The 21,283-nt window shown below is 56.3% G+C and carries 16 protein-coding genes; 5 read left to right on the forward strand and 11 right to left on the reverse strand.

Annotated features, from left to right (window positions below; all coding sequences use genetic code 11):
* Positions 1–156 precede the first annotated feature (156 nt).
* Entirely contained in the window at positions 157–1,179 is a 1,023-nt protein-coding gene (gene gnd / locus FHW17_RS11520; RefSeq protein ID WP_112527594.1) for a phosphogluconate dehydrogenase (NAD(+)-dependent, decarboxylating), read from the reverse strand.
* A 321-nt stretch (positions 1,180–1,500) separates the two neighbouring features.
* Here gnd and FHW17_RS11525 point away from each other — a divergent pair, with 321 nt between their 5' ends.
* Positions 1,501–2,538 (forward strand): calcium:proton antiporter, encoded by a 1,038-nt coding sequence (locus tag FHW17_RS11525; RefSeq protein WP_227987091.1) that lies wholly within the window; start codon positions 1,501–1,503, stop codon positions 2,536–2,538.
* 246 nt (positions 2,539–2,784) lie between these two features.
* Here FHW17_RS11525 and FHW17_RS11530 read toward each other — a convergent pair whose 3' ends face one another.
* From FHW17_RS11530 to FHW17_RS11565, 8 genes are all read right to left on the reverse strand, one after another.
* Positions 2,785–3,498 carry a polysaccharide deacetylase family protein gene (locus tag FHW17_RS11530; RefSeq protein WP_227988183.1) on the reverse strand — a complete coding sequence of 238 codons (714 nt, stop codon included), beginning with the start codon at positions 3,496–3,498 and terminating at the stop codon, positions 2,785–2,787.
* A gap of 126 nt (positions 3,499–3,624) precedes the next feature.
* A complete protein-coding gene (gene ppdK, locus FHW17_RS11535; RefSeq protein ID WP_182509894.1) occupies positions 3,625–6,288 on the reverse strand; it encodes a pyruvate, phosphate dikinase in 2,664 nt (887 codons plus the stop codon).
* Between the two features lie 411 nt (positions 6,289–6,699).
* Positions 6,700–10,158 (reverse strand): chromosome segregation protein SMC, encoded by a 3,459-nt coding sequence (gene smc, locus FHW17_RS11540; RefSeq protein WP_182509895.1) that lies wholly within the window; start codon positions 10,156–10,158, stop codon positions 6,700–6,702.
* Between the two features lie 72 nt (positions 10,159–10,230).
* Positions 10,231–10,944 carry a DsbA family protein gene (locus tag FHW17_RS11545; protein WP_112524971.1) on the reverse strand — a complete coding sequence of 238 codons (714 nt, stop codon included), beginning with the start codon at positions 10,942–10,944 and terminating at the stop codon, positions 10,231–10,233.
* Between the two features lie 399 nt (positions 10,945–11,343).
* On the reverse strand, positions 11,344–11,646 hold the full coding sequence (locus FHW17_RS11550) for a hypothetical protein (RefSeq protein WP_182509896.1): 303 nt from the start codon (positions 11,644–11,646) through the stop codon (positions 11,344–11,346).
* Positions 11,647–12,326: 680 nt separating this feature from the next.
* Positions 12,327–12,827, reverse strand: coding sequence for a DciA family protein (locus FHW17_RS11555; RefSeq protein ID WP_113097472.1), 501 nt, complete (start codon positions 12,825–12,827; stop codon positions 12,327–12,329).
* Positions 12,828–12,860: 33 nt separating this feature from the next.
* Positions 12,861–13,835 (reverse strand): SDR family NAD(P)-dependent oxidoreductase, encoded by a 975-nt coding sequence (locus FHW17_RS11560; protein WP_112524977.1) that lies wholly within the window; start codon positions 13,833–13,835, stop codon positions 12,861–12,863.
* A gap of 31 nt (positions 13,836–13,866) precedes the next feature.
* Positions 13,867–15,177: an O-antigen ligase family protein gene (locus tag FHW17_RS11565; RefSeq protein ID WP_182509897.1), complete on the reverse strand. Its 1,311-nt coding sequence runs from the start codon at positions 15,175–15,177 to the stop codon at positions 13,867–13,869.
* 87 nt (positions 15,178–15,264) lie between these two features.
* On the opposite strand from FHW17_RS11565, the gene mutY reads away from it, so the two are divergent.
* Complete coding sequence (mutY, locus tag FHW17_RS11570; RefSeq protein WP_182509898.1) at positions 15,265–16,344, forward strand: A/G-specific adenine glycosylase; 1,080 nt, start codon at positions 15,265–15,267, stop codon at positions 16,342–16,344.
* A complete protein-coding gene (locus tag FHW17_RS11575) occupies positions 16,341–16,952 on the forward strand; it encodes an HAD family phosphatase (protein ID WP_182509899.1) in 612 nt (203 codons plus the stop codon). The genes mutY and FHW17_RS11575 overlap by 4 nt, the downstream gene beginning before the upstream one ends.
* Before the next feature lie 87 nt (positions 16,953–17,039).
* On the opposite strand, the gene FHW17_RS11580 is transcribed toward FHW17_RS11575, so the two are convergent.
* Entirely contained in the window at positions 17,040–18,173 is a 1,134-nt protein-coding gene (locus tag FHW17_RS11580; protein WP_112524985.1) for a site-specific DNA-methyltransferase, read from the reverse strand.
* Between the two features lie 219 nt (positions 18,174–18,392).
* Between FHW17_RS11580 and FHW17_RS11585 the strand changes: the two genes are divergently transcribed.
* Complete coding sequence (locus FHW17_RS11585) at positions 18,393–19,079, forward strand: HAD family phosphatase (RefSeq protein WP_112524987.1); 687 nt, start codon at positions 18,393–18,395, stop codon at positions 19,077–19,079.
* An 83-nt stretch (positions 19,080–19,162) separates the two neighbouring features.
* Here FHW17_RS11585 and FHW17_RS11590 read toward each other — a convergent pair whose 3' ends face one another.
* Positions 19,163–19,756, reverse strand: a complete 594-nt coding sequence (locus tag FHW17_RS11590) for a hypothetical protein (protein WP_246706797.1) — start codon at positions 19,754–19,756, stop codon at positions 19,163–19,165.
* A gap of 127 nt (positions 19,757–19,883) precedes the next feature.
* On the opposite strand from FHW17_RS11590, the gene thrC reads away from it, so the two are divergent.
* Positions 19,884–21,281, forward strand: a complete 1,398-nt coding sequence (thrC, locus tag FHW17_RS11595; protein WP_113097478.1) for a threonine synthase — start codon at positions 19,884–19,886, stop codon at positions 21,279–21,281.
* Positions 21,282–21,283 lie beyond the last annotated feature (2 nt).

Genomic DNA, 21,283 nt, shown 5'->3' on the forward strand with positions numbered 1-21,283 from the left:
CGACTTGGGCCGCAAGCGCACGAATTTCCTCGTCTCCAGTTAGAGTCTCAACGGGTGACGCGTATCAAGCAAAAGCATGGAATGATGGATACTGGCATATGACGGTATAGTGAAAGCGGCCCGTTTTTTAGGGCCGCCTTCGTAATGTAGTGAATGCTAGCCTTTGGGTGCAGGCTTTTCGACATGTCCGCCGAATTCGCTGCGCATGGCCGAAAGCACCTTATTGGCAAAATCGGCATTGCCGCGTGAACTGAAGCGCTCCTGCAATGCGGCGCTGAGAACCGGGGTCGGAACGGCCTCGTCAATAGCGGCGATTGCGGTCCAGCGGCCTTCGCCGGAATCCGAAACACGGCCCTGGAAATTCGACAAGGTTGGGTCATCGTGCAAGGCGTCAGCAGTCAGATCAAGCAGCCATGAGCTGATCACGCTGCCCCGCCGCCAGACTTCGGCAATCTGCGGCAGATCGAAACTGTACTGATAATGTTCTGGGTGCAGCAGCGGTGTCGTTTCCGCATCGACCTCATGCTTGCGCAGGCCGATATCCGCATTGCGCAGGATATTGAGACCTTCCGCATAGGCCGCCATCAGCCCATATTCGATGCCGTTATGCACCATCTTGACGAAGTGCCCGGCACCATTGGCGCCGCAGTGAAGAAAGCCGAACTCCGACGTGCTTTTGCCGGGCGTGGTTACAACGGGAGCGGCGGGATCATTACCACCCGGTGCCAGCGAGGCAAAAACCGGTGACAGATGCTGGACGATATCCTTTTCGCCGCCGATCATCAGGCAATAGCCGCGTTCAAGCCCGAAAATGCCGCCACTGGTGCCCACATCGACATAATGCAGACCCTTGGCCTTCAACTCGCCCGCCCGGCGGATATCATCATGATAATAGGAATTGCCGCCATCAATGATGATGTCATCCTTGTCGAGCAGCGGCACGAGCTTGGCAATCACGCTGTCAACGACAGCAGCGGGCAGCATCAGCCAGATGGCGCGCGGTTTGGCCAGCAGCGAGACAAACTCTTCAAGCACAATAGTTCCGGTGGCGCCCTGCTTTTGCAGATCCGCCATGCTTTCGGCGCGGGTATCGTGGACGACGAGAGCGTGGCCGCGCTTCATCAGGCGCTGCGCCATATTGGCGCCCATGCGCCCTAACCCAATCATGCCAAGCTGCATTTCATTCTCCTTGGAGTGTTTGCAATCCATCGCGGGAACCCGCAGGTCCCTCGTCAGGTGCAAGTTAGGCAGAGCGGGCCGCAGACACAAGCAAGCGATACGTCATAAGGGCGTGATTATGCAGCCACGGCACTGGATGAGACGGCGAAATCGTTGATAAGCATGAGAAAATCGCGATATCATCGATAATTTCCTGTATAGGTTTGGCAAGACGAATTGATAGTTCAGCCAGATGAAGGAGGACCGATGATATCCGGATGGATCAGACTAATCATAGCTTGGGCAACCGTGGGTGTCTTTCTCATCTTCGGATATGGCTGGATGGCCGATCTAAGCTCGGTGATGAAAGCGTCACTTCTGTTTGTCTGGTTGTTCGGTGTCATCATCTGGTCCGCCTTTGGCGTGGTGCATGAGGCGGAGGAACTGGCGGAATTGCTGGGCGAACCGCTCGGGACACTGGTTCTGACACTCTCTATTGTTATCATCGAAGTGGTGCTGATCAGCGCTGTCATGTTGAGTTCCGATGCGCCGACGCTCGGGCGCGATACGATGTTTGCGGTGCTGATGATCGTTTTGAACGGCGTCGTCGGGCTTGGTCTGCTGATTGGCGGGCTGCGCCATGGCCAGCAGGGTTATAATCTGCAAGGTGCGGCTTCCTATCTCATCGTCATCATTCCACTGACCGTTATCCCGCTGATCCTGCCGAACTTCACAACCTCGACCAGCAATGGTTCATTGACCGTGGTCCAGTCGGTATTCTTCTCGATCTTCACCATCGCGCTTTATGTGATCTTCCTCGTCTTGCAGACCGGGCGGCATCGCAGCTTCTTTGTCTATCCAAAGGGTGATGAAGTGTTACCCGCCGTTGCACCGGAGGCGGAAGCGCCACACGCCAAGCCTGCCGCTGGCGCTATTGGCCGTCACACCCTGCTGCTTATCCTCAACATTCTGCCGATTGTGCTGCTGTCGAAAAGTCTGGCTTCGCTGCTTGATCACGGCATTGAAAGCTTCGGCGCGCCAACAGCGCTTGGCGGTCTGTTGATCGCTGCTATCGTCTTCACGCCGGAAGCCATTACAGCGCTGCGCGCCGTATCGAGCAACGAGCTGCAACGCGCCGTCAATCTGTGCCTCGGTGCGGCCACCTCGACAGTCGGTCTTACTGTACCGGCAGTGCTCGCCATCAGCCTGTTCACCGGACAAACGGCCATTCTTGGCCTGTCTTCGACAGAGATGACCCTGCTCGCGGTCACGCTGATCCTGAGCACGCTGACGTTCTCAGGTCTGCGCACAACCGTTCTTGAGGGCGCTGTGCATCTGATGATTTTCTTTGTCTATCTCGTGCTGATCTTCAGCCCTTGATCGGGGTAAGATCAAAATTGTTGCGGGGGTTATGTGCAAGTTCGTGGTTCGTGGTTGGTGGTTCGACAAGCTCACCATGAGGCAGAGTGAGGATGCAAGGCTAACCGCAGAGATGGCGGATCACGAGGGTTGCAGAACTTGCTCCCTTCATCACCCCTCTCCCTCATGGTGAGCTTGTCGAACCACGAACCACGCTCACGCGCCACACAACCTGCACCAACCAATACTCAAATCAGCTGTAACTGCTCAAACCCCTGAATGAACAGGTTGGGCAGACACCGTCACATCCTGCAGGCGCACAAAGCGGAAGCCTTTTTTCTGCAAGGCGAGAACGCCCTTGGCAACACCTTCACCGGCGACACGGCTGGGCTGGTTGATGTGGGCGATGATGACATCACCATCCTTGGCGGCGGAAATGCGCTTTTCCACCTGCCCCGCCATCAGCGAAGCGCCCATATCGGCATTGAGCGAGTACCCGGCAACGCGGTAGCCCATGTCGTGGATGATACGGATACCGTTTTCGCTGTAACGCGCCGTCGCGTCGCGATACCAGACCGGCTTGGCGACCGACGCCCTCGACATGGCATCAACGCCGCCCTGAATCTCGCTGCGGATACCCGCTTCCGATCCGGCGGTTTTCAGCCCGAACATGGTCGGCTGGTTATCGATCGCTGGAACATGGTTCAGCCCATGGTTTTCAAGCTCGAACAGATCAGGGTGCGCCTTCATGACGGCAAGCGCCTCGGCATTGCGCCGCATCCAGCGGGCAGTGACAAAGATGGTTGCCGGAATGCGGTTTTCAACCAGCGTATTCAAGATGCGCAGGTCCGTCTGGCCCGAACAGGCGTCGAGTGTCAAAGCCACCTGCGGCGAAGCAGAGCCTCCCTTGGCAATGTAAAGTTTTGGCTCGACGAACGACGCCTGATCCTTGGCCGTTGCAATACCCGCAGGGGCGACCAGAAGAAGAGCAGCGATGATTGCAGAAGCTGAGCGCACAATATCTACCAATAATGAGGATTTCGCGCAGCTACACGCGCAGATCGCGTCCAAAATGCGGCATTGGCCCCACGAGCGGGGCCAATAACACTACTTTTTCTTCGCTGATGCCTGTGCAGCGGCCAGACGGGCAATCGGCACACGGAATGGCGAGCAGGACACATAATCGAGGCCCGTCTCTTCACAGAAGTGAATGGAAGCCGGATCGCCGCCATGTTCGCCGCAGATACCAAGCTTGATATCCGGGCGGGTTGCCCTGCCCTTTTCCACGCCGATGCGCACCAGTTCGCCCACGCCATCCACATCGATGGAAACGAACGGGTCCTGCTCGATAATGCCCTTCATCTGATAGGTCATCAGATAGGAGGAGGCATCGTCACGCGAGATACCGAAGGTCGTCTGCGTCAGATCATTGGTGCCGAAGGAGAAGAACTCCGCCACTTCGGCAATCGAATGGGCGCGAACAGCGGCGCGCGGCAGCTCGATCATCGTACCGACAAGATAGTTGATCTTGATATCCGCTTCCTTCATCACATCGGCAGCAACCGCATCAATGCGGGCCTTGACGAAATCAAGTTCAGCACGAAGGCCGACCAGTGGCACCATGATTTCAGGCTCGATAGGCGCGCCGGTGGCTTCGGCAGCCTGTATGGCCGCTTCAAAGATTGCCCTCGCCTGCATTTCGGCAATTTCCGGATAGGAAATGGCAAGGCGGCAGCCGCGATGCCCGAGCATCGGATTGAACTCATGCAGGCTGTCGGTTCGCTCCTGCAATTTTTGCGGGCTGATCTTCATGACAGCCGCAACATCGGCGACTTCCTCCTCGGTTTTCGGGAGGAATTCGTGCAGCGGCGGATCAAGCAGGCGTATGGTAACAGGCAAGCCGTTCATGATTTCAAAAAGTTCCTTGAAATCGGCGCGCTGCATCGGCAGCAGCTTGTCGAGTGCCGCGCGGCGCCCCTTTTCATTGTCTGCAAGGATCATCTCGCGCATGGCAAGAATCCGGTCGCCATCAAAGAACATATGTTCAGTGCGGCAAAGGCCGATGCCTTCTGCACCGAATGACCGCGCCATACGGGCATCGGTCGGCGTGTCGGCGTTGGCGCGCACTTTCATGCGGCGCGTGCGGTCGGCCCATTCCATGATTTTGGCAAAATCGCCTGAAAACTCGGGCTGCAGCATGGGCACAGCGCCCTTGAGCACCTGTCCGATACCGCCATCAATGGTGATGATATCGCCCTTTTTCAGGAGGACACCGGCGGCGAGCAGCGTTTCATTGCGATAGTCGACACGAAGCGAGCCCGCACCCGAAACGCAGGGCTTGCCCATGCCACGCGCCACCACAGCCGCATGGCTGGTCATGCCGCCGCGTGTGGTCAGGATAGCCTCGGCGGCGTGCATGCCGTGAATATCTTCCGGGCTGGTTTCAATGCGCACGAGAATGGCCTTGCGTCCCTCGGATTTCAGCTGTTCGGCATCCTCGGACGAGAACACGATCTCGCCTGTGGCCGCACCCGGCGAGGCCGGAAGGCCGCTGCCGATGACATTGCGCTTGGCTGACGGGTCGATGGTCGGATGCAAAAGCTGATCCAGCGACGCCGGATCAATGCGCAGCACTGCCTCTGCCTGACTGATCAGGCCTTCATTGGCCATTTCAACCGCGATTTTAAGCGCCGCCTTGGCGGTGCGCTTGCCCGAGCGCGTCTGCAACATCCACAGCTTGCCGTTCTCGATGGTGAATTCGAGATCCTGCATGTCGGTATAGTGCTTTTCCAGCCGGTCCGACACGGCGCAGAATTCGGCGAAGGCAGTCGGCATCAGCTTTTCCAGTGAAGGCTTGTCGGAACCTGCCGCAATGCGCGCATCTTCGGTGATATTTTGCGGCGTCCTGATGCCCGCAACCACGTCTTCGCCCTGCGCATTGACCAGAAACTCGCCATAGAGCTTCTTTTCGCCAGTGGACGGATTGCGTGTGAAGGCAACGCCCGTTGCCGAACGCTCGCCCATATTGCCGAACACCATGGCCTGAATATTAACCGCCGTGCCCCAGCTTTCCGGGATATTGTGCAGGCGGCGATAGGTGATCGCGCGGGCATTCATCCAGCTGGAGAATACGGCACCGATAGCACCCCACAGCTGCTTTTCCGGGTCCTGCGGGAATGGTTCTTCCAGCTCTTCCTCGATTTTGGCTTTGTAGAGATCGATAACACCCTTCCAGTCATCGGCTGTAAGTGCCGTATCGATCTCGACGCCGAGATTGGCCTTGGTATCCTCAAGGATTTCCTCAAAGACAGAATGGTCAAGCCCCATCACCACATCGGAATACATCTGGATAAAACGGCGATAGCTGTCATAGGCAAAACGCGGATCGCCGGATTCGCGGGCGATGGCTTCCACCGTCTCGTCATTGAGGCCGAGATTGAGCACCGTATCCATCATGCCGGGCATGGACGCGCGCGAGCCGGAGCGCACTGAAACGAGCAAAGGTTTTGCTTTATCGCCGAAATCGCGACCCGTCACCTTGGCAATGTGGCCAAGCGCTTTTTTGACATCGGCTTCAAGCGTATCGGGATAGCGGCGGCCATTGTCATAAAACCAGCTGCACACCTCGGACGTAATAGTAAACCCAGGGGGGACCGGTAGACCAAGCGCGCACATCTCCGCCAGATTGGCACCTTTGCCACCAAGAAGATTGCGATCACCGGCGGAGCCTTCCGCCTTGCCGTCACCGAATGTGTAGACCCACTTCACCATTGCAGCCTCCCTGCCGCCGTCCATGTGCCGCAAAGCACTGATGAAGGTCTATTCGATAGAAAAGGCAAGCACCATCAAAAAATGCTGCATTGCACCATTCAAATCGATTAGCAGGGTAAATCCGCGTTAATCTTTGAAATCCTTCGTCATTTCAAGCTTGAAGCAGTGTGAGTGAATTCGTGGTTCGTGGTTCGTGGTTCGTGGTTCGACAAGCTCACCATGAGGGAGAGTGAGGATGCAACGATAATCGCAAAGATTGCTGAATTTAACTCCCTGCAAACCGCCTGCTCCGTCATCCTCGGGCTTGACCCGAGGACCCACCACTAAGGCGTTCAAACAAGTCTGAATGCTCCACGCTGTTAGATTGTGGATCCTCGGGTCAAGCCCGAGGATGACGGAGATGGGGCTTGTTTAACTCGCCTCGCGCAGTTGTTCGGCAGTCTGGAGATCGACCGATACCAGCTGGCTGACGCCCTGCTCGGCCATGGTGACACCGAACAGGCGGTTCATGCGGGCCATGGTGATCGGGTTGTGGGTGATGACAACAAAACGCGTCTCGGTTGACGCAGCCATCTCGTCCATCAGATTGCAGAAGCGCTCGACATTGTGGTCATCAAGCGGGGCATCCACCTCGTCGAGCACGCAGATGGGTGCGGGGTTGGTGAGGAACACCGCAAAGATCAGCGCCATGGCCGTCAGTGCCTGCTCGCCGCCAGAGAGCAGCGTCATGGTCTGCGGCTTCTTGCCGGGCGGGCGAGCGAGAATTTCGAGGCCGGCTTCCAGCGGATCTTCCGATTCGATCAGTTGCAGCTCTGCCGTACCACCACCGAAAAGGTGGGTGAAGAGCCGCTGGAACTGGGCATTCACCACTTCGAACGCCGCAAGCAACCGCTCGCGGCCTTCGCGATTGAGGCTCTGGATCGCTTGACGCAGTTTTTTGACCGCCTCGATAATGTCTTCGCGTTCGCTGACAATCGCCTCAAGCCGCGATGACAGCTCTTCCTGTTCTTCCTCGGCACGCAGGTTGACCGCGCCAAGGCGCTCGCGCTCGATCTTGAGCCGCTCCAGATTGCGATCCGTCGCATCAACATCGGGCAACGGATCATTGGGGCCAAGGCCGGTCAACTTCATTGCTTCGTGCGGGGCGCAATTCAGCGCCTCGGCAATACGGGTTTCGGCGTCCTGGCGGCGTTCCTGCGCGGCGGCAAGGCGCTCTTCCGACCGCGCCCGGCCCTCGCGCGCCGTGGCAAGCGACTGGATGGCATCGGTGGCGGCGCGGTCCAGCTCCTGCTGGCGTGCCTCGGCAACGGCAAGCCGGTCTCCGGCTTCCTTGCGCAGGGCTTCGGCTTGCGACAATTGCGACAGCAGCGCCCGGTTGCGTTCGGCAATTTCATCGGGGGCATCGACCAGATCGGCAAATTCTTCTTCGGCTTCCTGGCGGCGCTCGGTCAGGGATTCAATCTGACGATCGGCATTCTGCGCGCGGTCATTCCAGCTTTTGCGCTCAAAACCGATGGATTCAAGCCGCCGCATACGGTTCTCGGCTTCGCGGCGCAACCCTTCATGCGCAGCACGCGCCTCAGCAAGAGTGGCACGATCCGTCATGACCTCGGTGGTCAGATGCGCAAGCCGTATGTTGACTTCTTCAAGATCCGGCGCGCGGGCCAAACGATCCTCGGCTTCAAGGAATTGCTCCTGCGTTTCGGCCAAGGTCTCGGCGAGGCGTGATTTGCCTTCCTCGAGAGCAGCGCGGCGGCTGGAAAGCTGCCCTGCAGCGCGTTCGGCAGCGGCCAGTGCCTCGCGCGCATCGCTGACACCACGCTGCATGGCACGCCAATGGTCACGGGCGGTGCGCTCATTTTCGACGGACTGGCGCACGGCAGCTTCCGCTGCGGCAATAGCTGCTTCCGCCGCACGCAAGTGCTTCGTTGCCTCGACCACTTCGATATCAAGTTCGGCAAGGCGGTTTTTCTGGGCCAGACGCTGTGCGGCGGGTGTCGGCGCATCGGCGCTCGCCGTATATCCGTCCCAGCGCCAGAGCGCACCTGATTGGCTCACCAGCCGCTGTCCGGGTTTCAAGGATGTTTGCAGCCGTGCGCCGTCTGCCTCGTCGACAATACCGATCTGGGCAAGGCGGCGAGCCAGCTGGCGCGGTGCCTTGACCACGCTCGCAAGCGATTTGAGACCTGACGGCAAGGCGGGATCGTCGCCAGCCCCATCCACATCCCCCCAGAAAACCGGGGCGCTGCGATCAACAGGCGCGTCCAGATCTTCACCCAAAGCCGCACCAAGGGCGATTTCAAAGCCTTTTTCAACCTTGACCGCCTCAACGACAGCGGGAAACAGATCGGAACCACCGACATTGATCATTTTTGCCAAAGTCCGGGCTTCGGTCTCAATGCGGTTCAAATTGCTGCGGGTATCCTGCACGGGCTGGCGCAACTGCGCTTCATCGCGGCGCGCCGTTTCAACGGCAGCTTCAGCGGCCAGCGCAGCTTCCTCAGCATGTTCGAGCGTGGCTTCCGCCGTTTCGACCAATGCCTGCTTTTCGATGGGATCGGCAAGGGCGGCGATCTGCGCGGTAATCCCAGCAAGATCACGCTCCACATCGCCCATCTGACGGACGAGACGCTCGCGGCGCTCGGCACTTTCACGCAGATTGCGCTCAACCTGTGCCCGTTCTGCGGTCGCCTCGGCGCGCTCGGCTGTCACCTTGGCAAGTGCAGCCTCGCTTTCCCTCAGCTTGGCATCGGCCCGCTCAAAATCAGCACGGGTTTCCAGCTCGTGCTCACCCGCATTGGCATTGTCTTCATTCAGCGCGCGCTCTTCGGCATCGAGACGAGCGATAATATCCGCATTGTCGCGCACCATCTGTTCTTCGCGGGCAATATCGGATGTGAGCTGGGCAAGGCGCTTTTCCAGTTCCGACTGGCGGGCACGGATGCGCTGGGCTTCTTCATCGATCTGTGAGCGGGCAATGGTCAGGCGCTGCAATGCCGCAGCGGCCTTGGCCTCCGCCTCACGCAGATCGGGCAGTTTGTGCGCGCCGATCGCCTGTTCCCTGGCCGCATTCATCTGAACCTGCGCAAAATCGCCGACGCCTGACGTTGCAGCTGATAGGGCCGATTGCGCCTCGGCTTCCTGATTTTTGGCAACAGCCCATTTCAGATGCAGAAGAATGGCTTCCGAACGACGAATATCCGCCGACAGGCTCTTGAAACGGTTGGCCTGACGCGACTGCCGTTTCAGGCTCTCAATCTGAGTTTCAAGCTCGCCAACGACGTCTTCCAGCCGTTCCAGATTTTGCTCTGCGGCCCGCAGGCGCAATTCCGCCTCATGGCGACGGGTATGCAGACCCGAAATGCCTGCGGCCTCTTCCAGAAGCGCACGGCGTGCCTGCGGCTTGGCCTGAATGAGTTCACCGATACGGCCCTGCCCGACCATGGACGGAGAACGGGCGCCGGTTGATTGGTCAGCAAACAGCAGTTGCACGTCCTTGGCGCGGGCGTCCTTGCCATTGATGCGGTAGACCGATCCCGCTTCGCGCTCGATACGGCGCGAGACCTGCAATTCATCGGCATCGTTGAAGCTTGCCGGGGCGCTCCGGTCCTGATTGTCGAGAAAAAGCGTCACTTCAGCCGTATTGCGCGATGGGCGCGTGCCGGAACCGGAGAAAATGACGTCATCCATGCCGGATGCGCGCATGTTCTTATAGGAGTTTTCGCCCATAACCCAGCGCAGGGCTTCGACCAGATTGGACTTGCCGCAACCATTGGGGCCAACAACACCTGTCAGCCCACCTTCAATGACGAATTCGGCGGGCTCGACAAAGGATTTGAAACCAAGAAGGCGGAGTTTTGTGAAGCGCATCAGACGGCCCTTCCCCAAAACGCCATAGGAACGGATGCAGTAAGGCGTCCGCCAGATTTCAACAGGCAGCTATCAGAGTAGACCGTCGATAATCGCTGACATTTCGTCAACCGATAGGGCTCCTGCATACTTCGTGCCGTTGATGAAGAATGTCGGTGTGGCATTCACGCCGAAATCCTTGGCTCCGCGGTCACGCGATGCATTCACATCATCCAGAAGTTTTTGGTTCGTCAAGCAAGCGTTGAACGACTCCTGTGTAAAACCGGCCAATTTGGAGATTTGCAGCAAAGGTTCTACCGCATTTGCCGATGCAGCCCACTGTTCCTGCTGTTTGAACAGCACATCAACCAGCGGATAATAGCGGTCCTCGGGGGCGCAGCGGGCGAGCATGAAGGCAGCGGCAGCACGCGGATCGAACGGGAATTCGCGCAGGATGAGCTTTGCCTTGCCGGTGTCGATGTATTTTTCCTTGATGGTCGGCAGCGTTGCAACGGTGAAATGCGCGCAGTGCGGGCAGGTCATGGATGCATATTCGATGATGGTGACAGGCGCTTCGGCCTTGCCCAGCACGATATCTTTCAGCGGGCCCTGCTCCAGAAGCTTGGCCGGATCGATCTTCCCGGCAGCCTCAGGGATTTTCACATCGGATGGTACAGGTGTCGAAGCGGCAGCAGCGGGCTTTGCCGCATCTTCTGACCATGCCTGGTTGCCCGCAGTTGCAGCGAGCGCCGCCGTCGATACGGCCGCGAGGGTCAGAATGTTTCGGCGTGTCAGCATTTCGGTCATAAGGATCACCTGTCTCCGGTGTTGATTATGCGTTGATTGACTCAATAGAGCCCCATGGCAGTCTCTTTAAGGCAGAGCTTGCATTCTGTCTTTGAATTTTTCGTGATCTGGACGGGAATAAAATCAAGTCAATGCGATATCGGGTGGCGGTTGGGTTGGAGACGGTGGGCTGATTAAACAAAGACTACGCAGGAGGCATCACCTCACCCTCCCCCAAGGTGGGGAGGGTCGGACCGCAGGTTCGGGGTGGGGGGATGAATTGGCACATCTGTTGAATCGTGATGTCCGAGCAGTTACCCCCCACCCCGCTGCTGCGCAGCGACCCTCCCCACGTAGTGGGAGGGTAAGAGAGCCACATTCTGCAACTTAGGTGGTTCTGCAACCTTTGTGATTAGCGCTTTAAAGGTGATTTGCCTTCTGCATATTCAAACGGTTCGCTTGGTTCCTGATCAAGAAGGAATAGCAGTGGTGGATCTGCTTTACATGGCTGATGATATGAACCCGGTTTTGTTTATCCCGATGCACGGAATAAACCAGTTCGCCATCAAGCCCTGCCCGCTTGCTGTCAATCCTGAACCGCAACGTCAGCGCCACTATCCCCAGCATGAAAGCTGGTGGCACGATCAGCCACAGCACTTTCAGCAAGTCCGAGAGTGATTGGTATGTGTCGAAAAAATCCTGCCAGAAATTATAATCGGTCATGCGCACTCCCTTATCCAAGAGGAAAGTGGTCACCCGAGGATTATCCTCTGGTGACCGGGAGAGTTAGAAAGCAGCCCACGGACGACCGCCACGACCTTTAAGCCGAAGCTCTGGACATACGTCGCAGCCTCCCCGGCCATACGACTGAGGAGGTGTCTTTGCGGTCGACACCGACCGCCGTGAGAGGAGTTTCTACGCTCCAAGACCAATCCATTTCGACCGGCCTCATTGCAGACCATAGTGGGAAAGATGAACGGGTGGAAGAGGTTAGAGTATCAGTTCGCAGGGTTATTAGTGGGCGGGGCGTGTGGTTCGTGGTTCGACATAACAACCATGAGGGAGTGCGGTGGATGCAACGATAATCGTAAAGATTGCAGAACTTGACTTGCCGCAACTCACATCTCTCCGTCATCCTCAGTCCTCGGGTTTAACCCGAGGATGACCCGAGGACCCACGGTTAAAGAGTTCCAATGGACTTGATTGCTCGCGCTTTTAGATCATGGGTCCTCGGGTCAAGCCCGAGGATGACGGAGAGGGGTGGGTTGCAGGGAGCCAAGTTCTGCAACTATTGCGCTACACCTTTATGTGCTGCAATCTCTGCGACTAGCGTTGCATCCACCCAAGCCCCTCATGGTTATTATGTCGAACCACGAACCACGCGCCCCAACGCCTCCATCAAACTAGCGCTTGATCTTTTCCGCGTGGATACTCTGGCCCAGTCGTTCCAGTGCTTCGCGCAGGCTGTCATCCTCGATGGCTTCCACCACGCGGCTGATCTTGCCCTTGGTGGCAGCATCAACAGGTGGCAGGGCGCGCCGCTTGGGCGCGGGCATGGTGATCGCCTTCTGCTCGATCTTGATGCGGCCAACGGCGGCAAATCCCAAAAATGCGTTGACGCGGCTGATGATTTCACCCGTTTCGTGCTGCATACGCATGGCCGTAAAGCCCTGACAGGCGATCACCAGCGTTGCGGGCTGGAACGGGTCGTCTTCATGCGCGCGGCGTGGCCAGAGCAGTTTCAGCGGGCGTGACTGATCGCCAAGGGCGGGGCCAACCACTTCTTCCCACGCCTGAACGAGTTCAATCGTGATACCGGCGCGCTTACGCAGGACAGGATCGAGGATGCCCGATGCGGGATCGGCCAGTGGCCGGAATCCTCTTTGCCTGCGGTCATCGCTCATTATGTTGTTTGCCTTGCGCTTTGTATGAATGTTTCAGCGGCCATTATAGCCGCGAAACCACTCAACAAACAAAGGAATACCCTCTTCCAGCGTCGTCTTCGGGCAAAAGCCCAGATCGCGCGTGGCAAGATCGATGTCGGCAAACGTGCGCTCGACATCAGCTGGCGGCATTGGTTCGAACTTTTTGATGGCTTCCCGGCCCACAGCCTGTTCGATGATCTCAATAAAGCGCAGCAGGGCCACCGGATTATTATTGCCAAGATTATAAACCGGCGCGGTCTCATCGGGATTGGTCAGGATGCGATTGATCGCACCCAGTACACCGCTGACAATATCGTCGATGAAGGTGAAATCGCGCGCCATCTTGCCGTGATTATAGACCTTGATCGGTTCGCCCTTTGAAATGGCATCGGTAAAGAGCCATGGCGCCATATCGGGGCGGCCATAGGGGCCGTAGACGGTGAAGAACCGCAAACCAGTGGACGCGACCTTGTGAACATGGGCATAGGAATAGGCCAGCAATTCCGCCGACCGCTTCGTCGCCGCATAGACGGAAACCGGGTTGTTAACCGGATCGCTTTCGGAAAATGGCACTTTGGTATTGGCACCATAGACCGATGATGAACTGGCATAGACAACAGGCGGGCGTTTTGGCATGACGCGCGCCTGTTCGAAAACCGTCACCTGTCCATGCACATTGGCATCGACATAGGCAGCAGGATTTTCAACCGAGTAACGCACACCAGCCTGAGCCGCCAGATGCACGATGACATCCGCATCCATGTCCCTGGCAATGGCGGCACGCAATTCTTCAGGTTTAGCGATATTGGCCCTGATAAAACGGATACCGGGCAGACCTTCGAGCGCTGACAGGCGCGTTTCCTTGAGAGCGACCTGATAGTAATCATTGAGATTGTCGATGGCGACGACCTCGAAACCTTCACTGGCCAGCCGCCTTGCCACGTGAAAGCCGATAAAGCCTGCCGCTCCGGTAACAATCGCTTTCATTTCAATACTTTATCCCAAACACCCATTATTATTATGCAGCCAGAGCGGCCTTGTCATCTTCGGCACGGTCGGCGATTTCCCGCATCGACAGATAGGGCATAGTGCCGGAAACCGAAGAAATGAGAAGCGTCATATAGATGAAAACCGCATCAGTGGCATCGTGACCGAACATGATGCCGAACATGCCCGTTATCACATAACTGGTAACGAGCAGCAGCGAAAGCGCCGTCATCAGATCACGCCCCGGTCCGGGTTCTTTTAACCTTGCCGCAACAATAGGCGCAGATAACAACAGGAGCAGCGCGAGGATACCTAACACGCCACCGTCAACAGCAGCATTCAGAAACCCATTATGGACATGGGTGAAGGTCATGTATTTCTCAACAGGCAGTTCCAGAGCTTCATTGACAGACCGCATGCGATTTTGCGGACCCTGCCCGATAAGGGGTGAAGCAAGAAATGCCTTCTCGGCACCGCTCCAAAGCTGAATCCGGGCGCCCAGCGAACTCATATTGTCAGGCTTTTCGTCGAGTTGGACGATATCAATCTGCAAGGCGCGGTAACGGTCAAGGATTTTGGGTATCGCGGCCAAGGCCACCACAACAAGCAAAAGTACCATCAGAACTTTTGCCGTTTTATTGATCGTCGGCAATGTCTGACCGCGCAGATACCAAAACAGAATGGCGCAATGAACGGGCATCACCAGCCATGCGGAACGGGTTCCGGAGAGAAACGCGCAAATTATACCGCAGGTGAAACCGGCAATTGCAATTATGCGTTCGGTTCTGCTTTCTGAATGGACATTGAGCAGTGAAATACTGCCGAAAAGAACTGCGAAAAGTCCGAACACAGCAGCATTGCCTGCACCGCCTGCTGCCCGGCTCTCAATAAACAGCACTTGAACAATGCTGTAGATCAGAGCCCCTATCATCCCGATGCCTGCACCTGTGACGAAAAACGGTATGAGACGTCCCTGCAAACTCACCCTGAGACGAGAGATAAGTGCCCATACCGCCAGAAACGGGATCATTTTCAGGAGATATTCGCCGCCCTTTGCCAGATTGGGGCTGAGAACAACGGTGAGAGCCGTGATCAGGACATAGGTGGTGAAAATCCATGCAATGACACGATCCTGCCGCGTCATCTGATACGGATAGCGCTTCAGGCTCAGCGAGATGATCGCCCAGAGGAATGCACAAACCAGTGTCACCGATGTTCCACTGACCAGCAAACCCGGAAAAAGCGCGAACAGAAACGTGAATATACGATTGTTCCTGTCGATACCGATCAAGCGCCCTTTTGTGGGAAGCAGCAGGGCGTTGGTCAACTGAACTGGAAACATCTATGAATCCGAATATTCTTGAATTTGCGATCGCAACCGTTTCATAAGAAATGTCACACCACTTCCCTGTAAAGCAGTTTTGGATTGATGCAACCTATAACGACTAAACTGCTACTATGGTATAATTCCCACCATCGAATTTTACCCTGGCGCATAACGCCTGATGATCACAAGTCAGGAATTGTGGCGGACCCCTATCGCATCTGGCTGTCGGAAATCATGCTCCAACAGACAACCGTTGAGGCCGTAAAGCCCTATTTTCTTGCCTTTACCAGCAAATGGCCAAGCGTTAGGGACCTCGCTGCGGCCACTCAGGACGATGTGATGCGGGCATGGGCCGGGCTTGGCTATTATTCCCGCGCCCGCAACCTGAAGAAGTGCGCCGATATTATTGCGGCCAGTTTTGACGGGCATTTTCCTGATGATCTTGCCCAGCTCAAATCATTGCCGGGAATTGGCGATTATACCGCAGCCGCCATTGCATCCATCGCCTTTGACAAACCGATTGCGGTTGTTGACGGCAATGTCGAGCGCGTCATTACACGGCTCCATGCCTTGGCCACGCCGTTGCCCGCCGCAAAACCCGATATCCGGCGATTGATGCAATTGCTGACGCCGGACAAGCGCCCCGGCGATTTTGCGCAAGCCATGATGGATCTCGGTGCGACGATTTGCACACCCAGGCGCCCGGCCTGCGTGATTTGTCCGCTCAATGACAATTGCGAGGCGCTTAAAACCACCGATCCGGAATTTTTCCCTGTAAAGGCACCCAAAAAGAACAAGCCAGTTCGTCTTGGCGCGGCGTTCGTGGCAATTTCAACCGAAGGTGAAGTCTATCTGCGTGGACGAGCACAAACGGGATTGCTCGGCGGTATGGCTGAAGTACCGACAACAGAATGGACATCGCGGGTCGACGGCGAAACCGGTGTCGAGGCTGCGCCGTTCAACGCAAAATGGTTGCCCAGCGGTTCGATCACCCATATTTTCACGCATTTCGAACTGCGGCTGACGATCTTTCGAGCAGAGAATATTCAAAAACAGGCCAGCAATGATGGCTGGTGGGTACGCATTGAAAATTTGGGCGGCGAGGCATTGCCGACGGTCATGAAAAAGGCCATTGCTGCCGCGATACCGGATGCTTTCGAGAAGAGAAGGAAAGAGGCATGACACCCGTCAAACACATCGTTTTCGACATCGGACAGGTTCTAATTCACTACGATCCCGATGTTGCTTTTCGCAGTGTCATCCCTGATGAAACCGAGCGTAAATGGTTTTTCGAAAACATCTGCACCCATGAATGGAACCTTGAACAGGATCGTGGCCGCAAATGGGCTGATGCCGAAGCGCTGCTGATTGCCGATTTTCCTGACCGGGAACATCATATTCGCGCTTTCCGGCAGAACTGGCACCAGATGATCACCGGTTCGATTGATGATAGCGTCGTGATCATGCGCAAGCTGATCGCTAACGGGCATGATGTGACCATGCTGACAAATTTTGCGTCCGATACGCTGCGTGAAGCCTGGCAGCGCTTCCCCTTCCTGACCGAAAGCCGCGGCGTGACCATTTCCGGTGATATCGGTCTGATCAAGCCTGACAAGGCGATCTACGACCACCATGTTGCAACGTTTGGGGTTGATCCTGCTGCAACGCTCTTCATTGATGACAGCGCGAAGAATGTCGCTGGCGCGCAGGCTGCCGGCTGGCAGTCAGTGCAGTTCATCAATCCGCAGACGCTGCGCGCAGACCTCGATCGTCTCGGCATTCGCGTGTGAACCAGAACGACGAAACGCCCAAGGCGGCAACCTTGGGCGTTTCGAGATCAGAGCGGCACTGGAGGTCTCGTCCGATCAGATTAAGGGTTAGATGCCAGCGGACGCCATTCCGTCGCGGACCTGCTTGCGCAGTTCATCAATGGGTTTCAGCTTGCCGTCTTCTTCATAGTGCCAGAACGTCCAGCCATTGCAGGCATCAAAGCCTTGCACCTTGGCGCCCATGCGGTGAATTGATCCCGCATCGCCATTGCTGGAAACAGTGCCGTCGGCCCGTACAATAGCGGCGTGACGCTGGCGCGCATCGCTCAAAACCACACCCGGTTTGAGCAATCCCGCTTCAACGATGCTGCCAAAGGCAACCCGCGGTTCGGCGCGCTTGCCGGTCATGACCTTGAGTTCGGCTCCGCCGAGTTCCTCAACCGAGGCAATCCGGCTCATCGCCGCGTCGATATATTTCTGCTCACGTTCAACGCCGACAAAATGGCGGCCAAGGCGTTTCGCGACCGCGCCGGTTGTTCCTGATCCGAAGAACGGATCGAGAATGACATCGCCGGGTTTGGATGAAGCCATGAGAACACGGGCCAAGAGGGCTTCCGGCTTCTGTGTCGGGTGGACTTTGTCGCCATTCTCATCTTTCAGACGCTCCGCACCGGTGCAGATGGGAAACAACCAGTCTGATCGCATCTGCAGATCGTCATTGGCAGCCTTCATCGCTTCATAGTTGAAGGTGTAGCCCTTGCCCTTCTGGTCGCGCGACGCCCAGATCATGGTTTCATGCGCGTTCTGGAAGCGGCGGCCACGGAAATTCGGCATAGGGTTGTTCTTGCGCCAGATGACATCATTGAGCATCCAGAATCCGAGATCCTGCATGATCGCACCAACGCGAAAAATGTTGTGATATGAGCCGATAACCCAGATCGTGCCATTCGGCTTCAGCACGCGGCGGCAGGCCAGCAGCCAGGCGCGGGTAAAGGCATCATAGGCCTGAAAACTGTCGAACTGGTCCCAATGATCATCGACAGCATCAACCTTCGACTGGTCCGGGCGATGCAGATCGCCATCAAGCTGCAGATTATAGGGAGGGTCGGCAAAGATAACATCAATCGAATGGTCAGGGAGACGATTGAGGGCGGCAACACAGTCGCCTTTGAGGATCGTGTCGAGCCAGGACGATTGCGGTGCAGCCTGGGGCAGGTCATTGACGAGACGAACAACGGACATGGGATACTCGATTACTGGAGACGCGTTACTGAACTGTCCTTATGGTTACCGAGCAGGGTAAACATCGCGTTAAAGCCAATCGATATCTCCCGCGATATCTCTGACCGGTGCGCTTTTCTTTGACGCCCCGGCAATAAGAGTGTAGTCGATGCCGGTAATCCCCCAAGCTTGACCCAAAGCTGCTCAATGCAGCTATTTTTCACGAACAGGTATGACGGAATGGAACCCCAGCTGATTATTTTCGACTGCGATGGCGTGCTCGTCGATTCAGAGATACTCGCCGCTGAAGTCGAATCGAAACTGTTGACAGAGTCGGGTTATCCGATCGAACCGGAGGTTCTTGCCGAACGCTTCGCCGGACTGACCTGGACCGACATTCTCATTCAGGTGGAAAAAGAATCCGGTGTACCCATCTCCGCCTCGCTGATTGAAGAAACAACGCGCCAGATGGATCACAAGCTGCGCAATGAACTGAATGTCATCGATGGTATCGAGCAGGTCGTTGCCGCTCTGAAATATCCCAAATGCATAGCGTCGAACTCGACCAGCGCTGCATTGAAGATGATGCTGGAGCAGAGCACGCTCTATGACCTCTTCGCCCCGAACATTTTCTCGGCACGCGAAGTGGGAAGCCAGAAGCCAAAGCCTGCCCCTGACGTTTTCCTGTTTGCGGCAAAGCATTTCAATGTCGAACCCGCCCGCTGCATCGTGATCGAAGATTCGTCGCACGGCGTCCATGCGGCAGCAACTGCGGGAATGCGTGTTATCGGTTTTACCGGCGGTGCCCACACCTATCCGGGTCATGCGGACAAGCTGACCGATGCGGGCGCGGAAACCGTCATCAGCCGTCACCGCGACCTGCCCGCCGTTCTCGACGCGATGGCCGTCTGGTCCGAGGCTGTTTGAACTGATGTGCAAAGAATAAACTGGCGCCGTTCAAAAGCGATGCCTTCACCAAAGAAAAAGGCGGCCAATCGGCCGCCTGTTTTTTACTTCTTCTTTTTGGTTTTCGTCTTTGCCTGCGTGTCATCCGGACCTTCATCAAATCCGATGAAAATCTGAACATCCTTGGCTGACGGTTCCGGGAAGCTGACATTGGGGTCGTTAAAAATGAACTGTGCTGCAGCGGATGTGTCAGTTGCGGAAATCGGCTGCCTGTACAGTTTGGAATAGACGACGTTCGAGCCCTGCATGACTGCGACGCGGATCGGCATGGTCAGTGTGCCGGGGCTGAATTTCGGTCCCGGAACCACCTTGCCCGATATGGCGACATTCATGGTGAGCGCGCCGTCGGCACGCTTGCAAGAACGACTCTGGTCCGCAACCGACGCCTGATAGATCAGATTTTCCGGTGCTTTTGGTGCCTTGCCGTAATTGTTGAAAATCGCTGTACCTTCGCGGATCGTTACCGGCGGGCAGTAGGCGGTCAGTTCCGTGGCCGTGATACGGGCCTGCGCTTCTGCCACGGCCGGGTCCTTTGATGGATCTTTCTGACCGCTTGTGGAGCAGCCTGCAAGCCCCACAGCGAAAATCATGCCGCAAAGTTGATAGAAGGGCAGAGATTTATGTGTTTCTGACTTCATGAACTGAACTTTCCTTGACGAACGAACCTGTTCTATACCAACGGTAAGGTAAGAATACGACGGTGCTTTCCAGCTTTCTGCCACAGGAGTTGGCTGGCTCGCAAGCGCGGTACAAAAGGCGAATGATATGAAATATGCAAGTACTCGTGGAGAAGCGCCTGTTTTAGGCTTTTCCGATGCCCTTCTGGCTGGTCTGGCGCGTGATGGCGGTCTTTATCTGCCTCAGGAATTTCCACAGTTTTCCGCAGATGAGATTCGCGCCCTGCGCGGAAAAAGCTATGAAGAAGTCGCCATCCGCGTTCTGACTCCGTTTATTGCAGGTGATATCGACCAGGCTGATTTCGAACGCATGGTGCATGAAGCCTATGCCACTTTCCGCCACAGCGCTGTCTGCCCATTGGTCCAGACCGATCACAATGAATTCGTGCTTGAACTCTTCCATGGCCCTACCCTTGCCTTCAAGGATGTGGCGATGCAGCTTCTCGCCCGGCTGATGGATTATATTCTCACCAAACGTGACCAGCGCGCGACGATTGTCGGTGCCACATCTGGCGATACGGGCGGCGCTGCCATCGAAGCCTTCGCCAATCGTGACCGCACCGATATTTTTATTCTGTTTCCGCACAATCGCGTTTCGCCGGTACAGCAGCGCCAGATGACGACTTCCGCTGCGTCGAATGTGCATGCACTGGCTATTGAAGGCAATTTTGACGATTGCCAGTCACTGGTCAAAGGCATGTTCAATGATCTGAATTTCCGTGATGCGCTTTCGCTGTCCGGTGTGAATTCGATCAACTGGGCGCGCATCATGCCGCAGATCGTCTATTATTTCACTGCGGCTGTTTCCCTCGGCAGTCCTGAACGTCAGGTGTCATTCACGGTTCCCACGGGCAATTTCGGCGATATTTTTGCTGGCTATGTTGCCAAGCGCATGGGCCTTCCCATCGACCGGCTGGTGATTGCCACCAACGATAATGACATTTTGACCCGGACACTGGAAACAGGCAGATATGAAACACGCGGTGTGATGCACACGACCTCTCCGTCCATGGACATTCAGGTCTCCTCCAATTTTGAGCGTCTCCTGTTTGAAGCCCATGACCGGGATGCCGAAGCGCTGCGCCGCCTGATGGGTGGGCTGACGCAATCGGGCAGTTTCACCATTGCTGATGCGCCTTTGAACAAAATCCGCGCCGAATTTGACGCGGGACGCTCGACAAAGGCCGAAACGGCTGTGGCTATCAAGGATGTTCTCGATCAATCAGGTTATCTGCTTGATCCGCATTCGGCGATCGGCATCAAAGTCGCGCGTGAAAAGGTTCAATCTGGAACACCGAGTGTCGTTCTTGCGACCGCTCATCCGGCCAAATTTCCGGATGCTGTTGAGGCTGCAAGCGGCATCCATCCGGCGCTTCCGCTCTGGCTTGGCGACCTCATGCAGCGAAAAGAACACTATACGGTACTTCCCAACGACCTTAAAAATGTGGAAGAGTATGTAAGCCGTCATTCAAGAGCGGCGAAGTAAGG

The sequence above is a fragment of the Phyllobacterium sp. P30BS-XVII genome (assembly GCF_014138335.1).
GTDB classification, from domain to species: Bacteria; Pseudomonadota; Alphaproteobacteria; order Rhizobiales; family Rhizobiaceae; genus Phyllobacterium; species Phyllobacterium meliloti.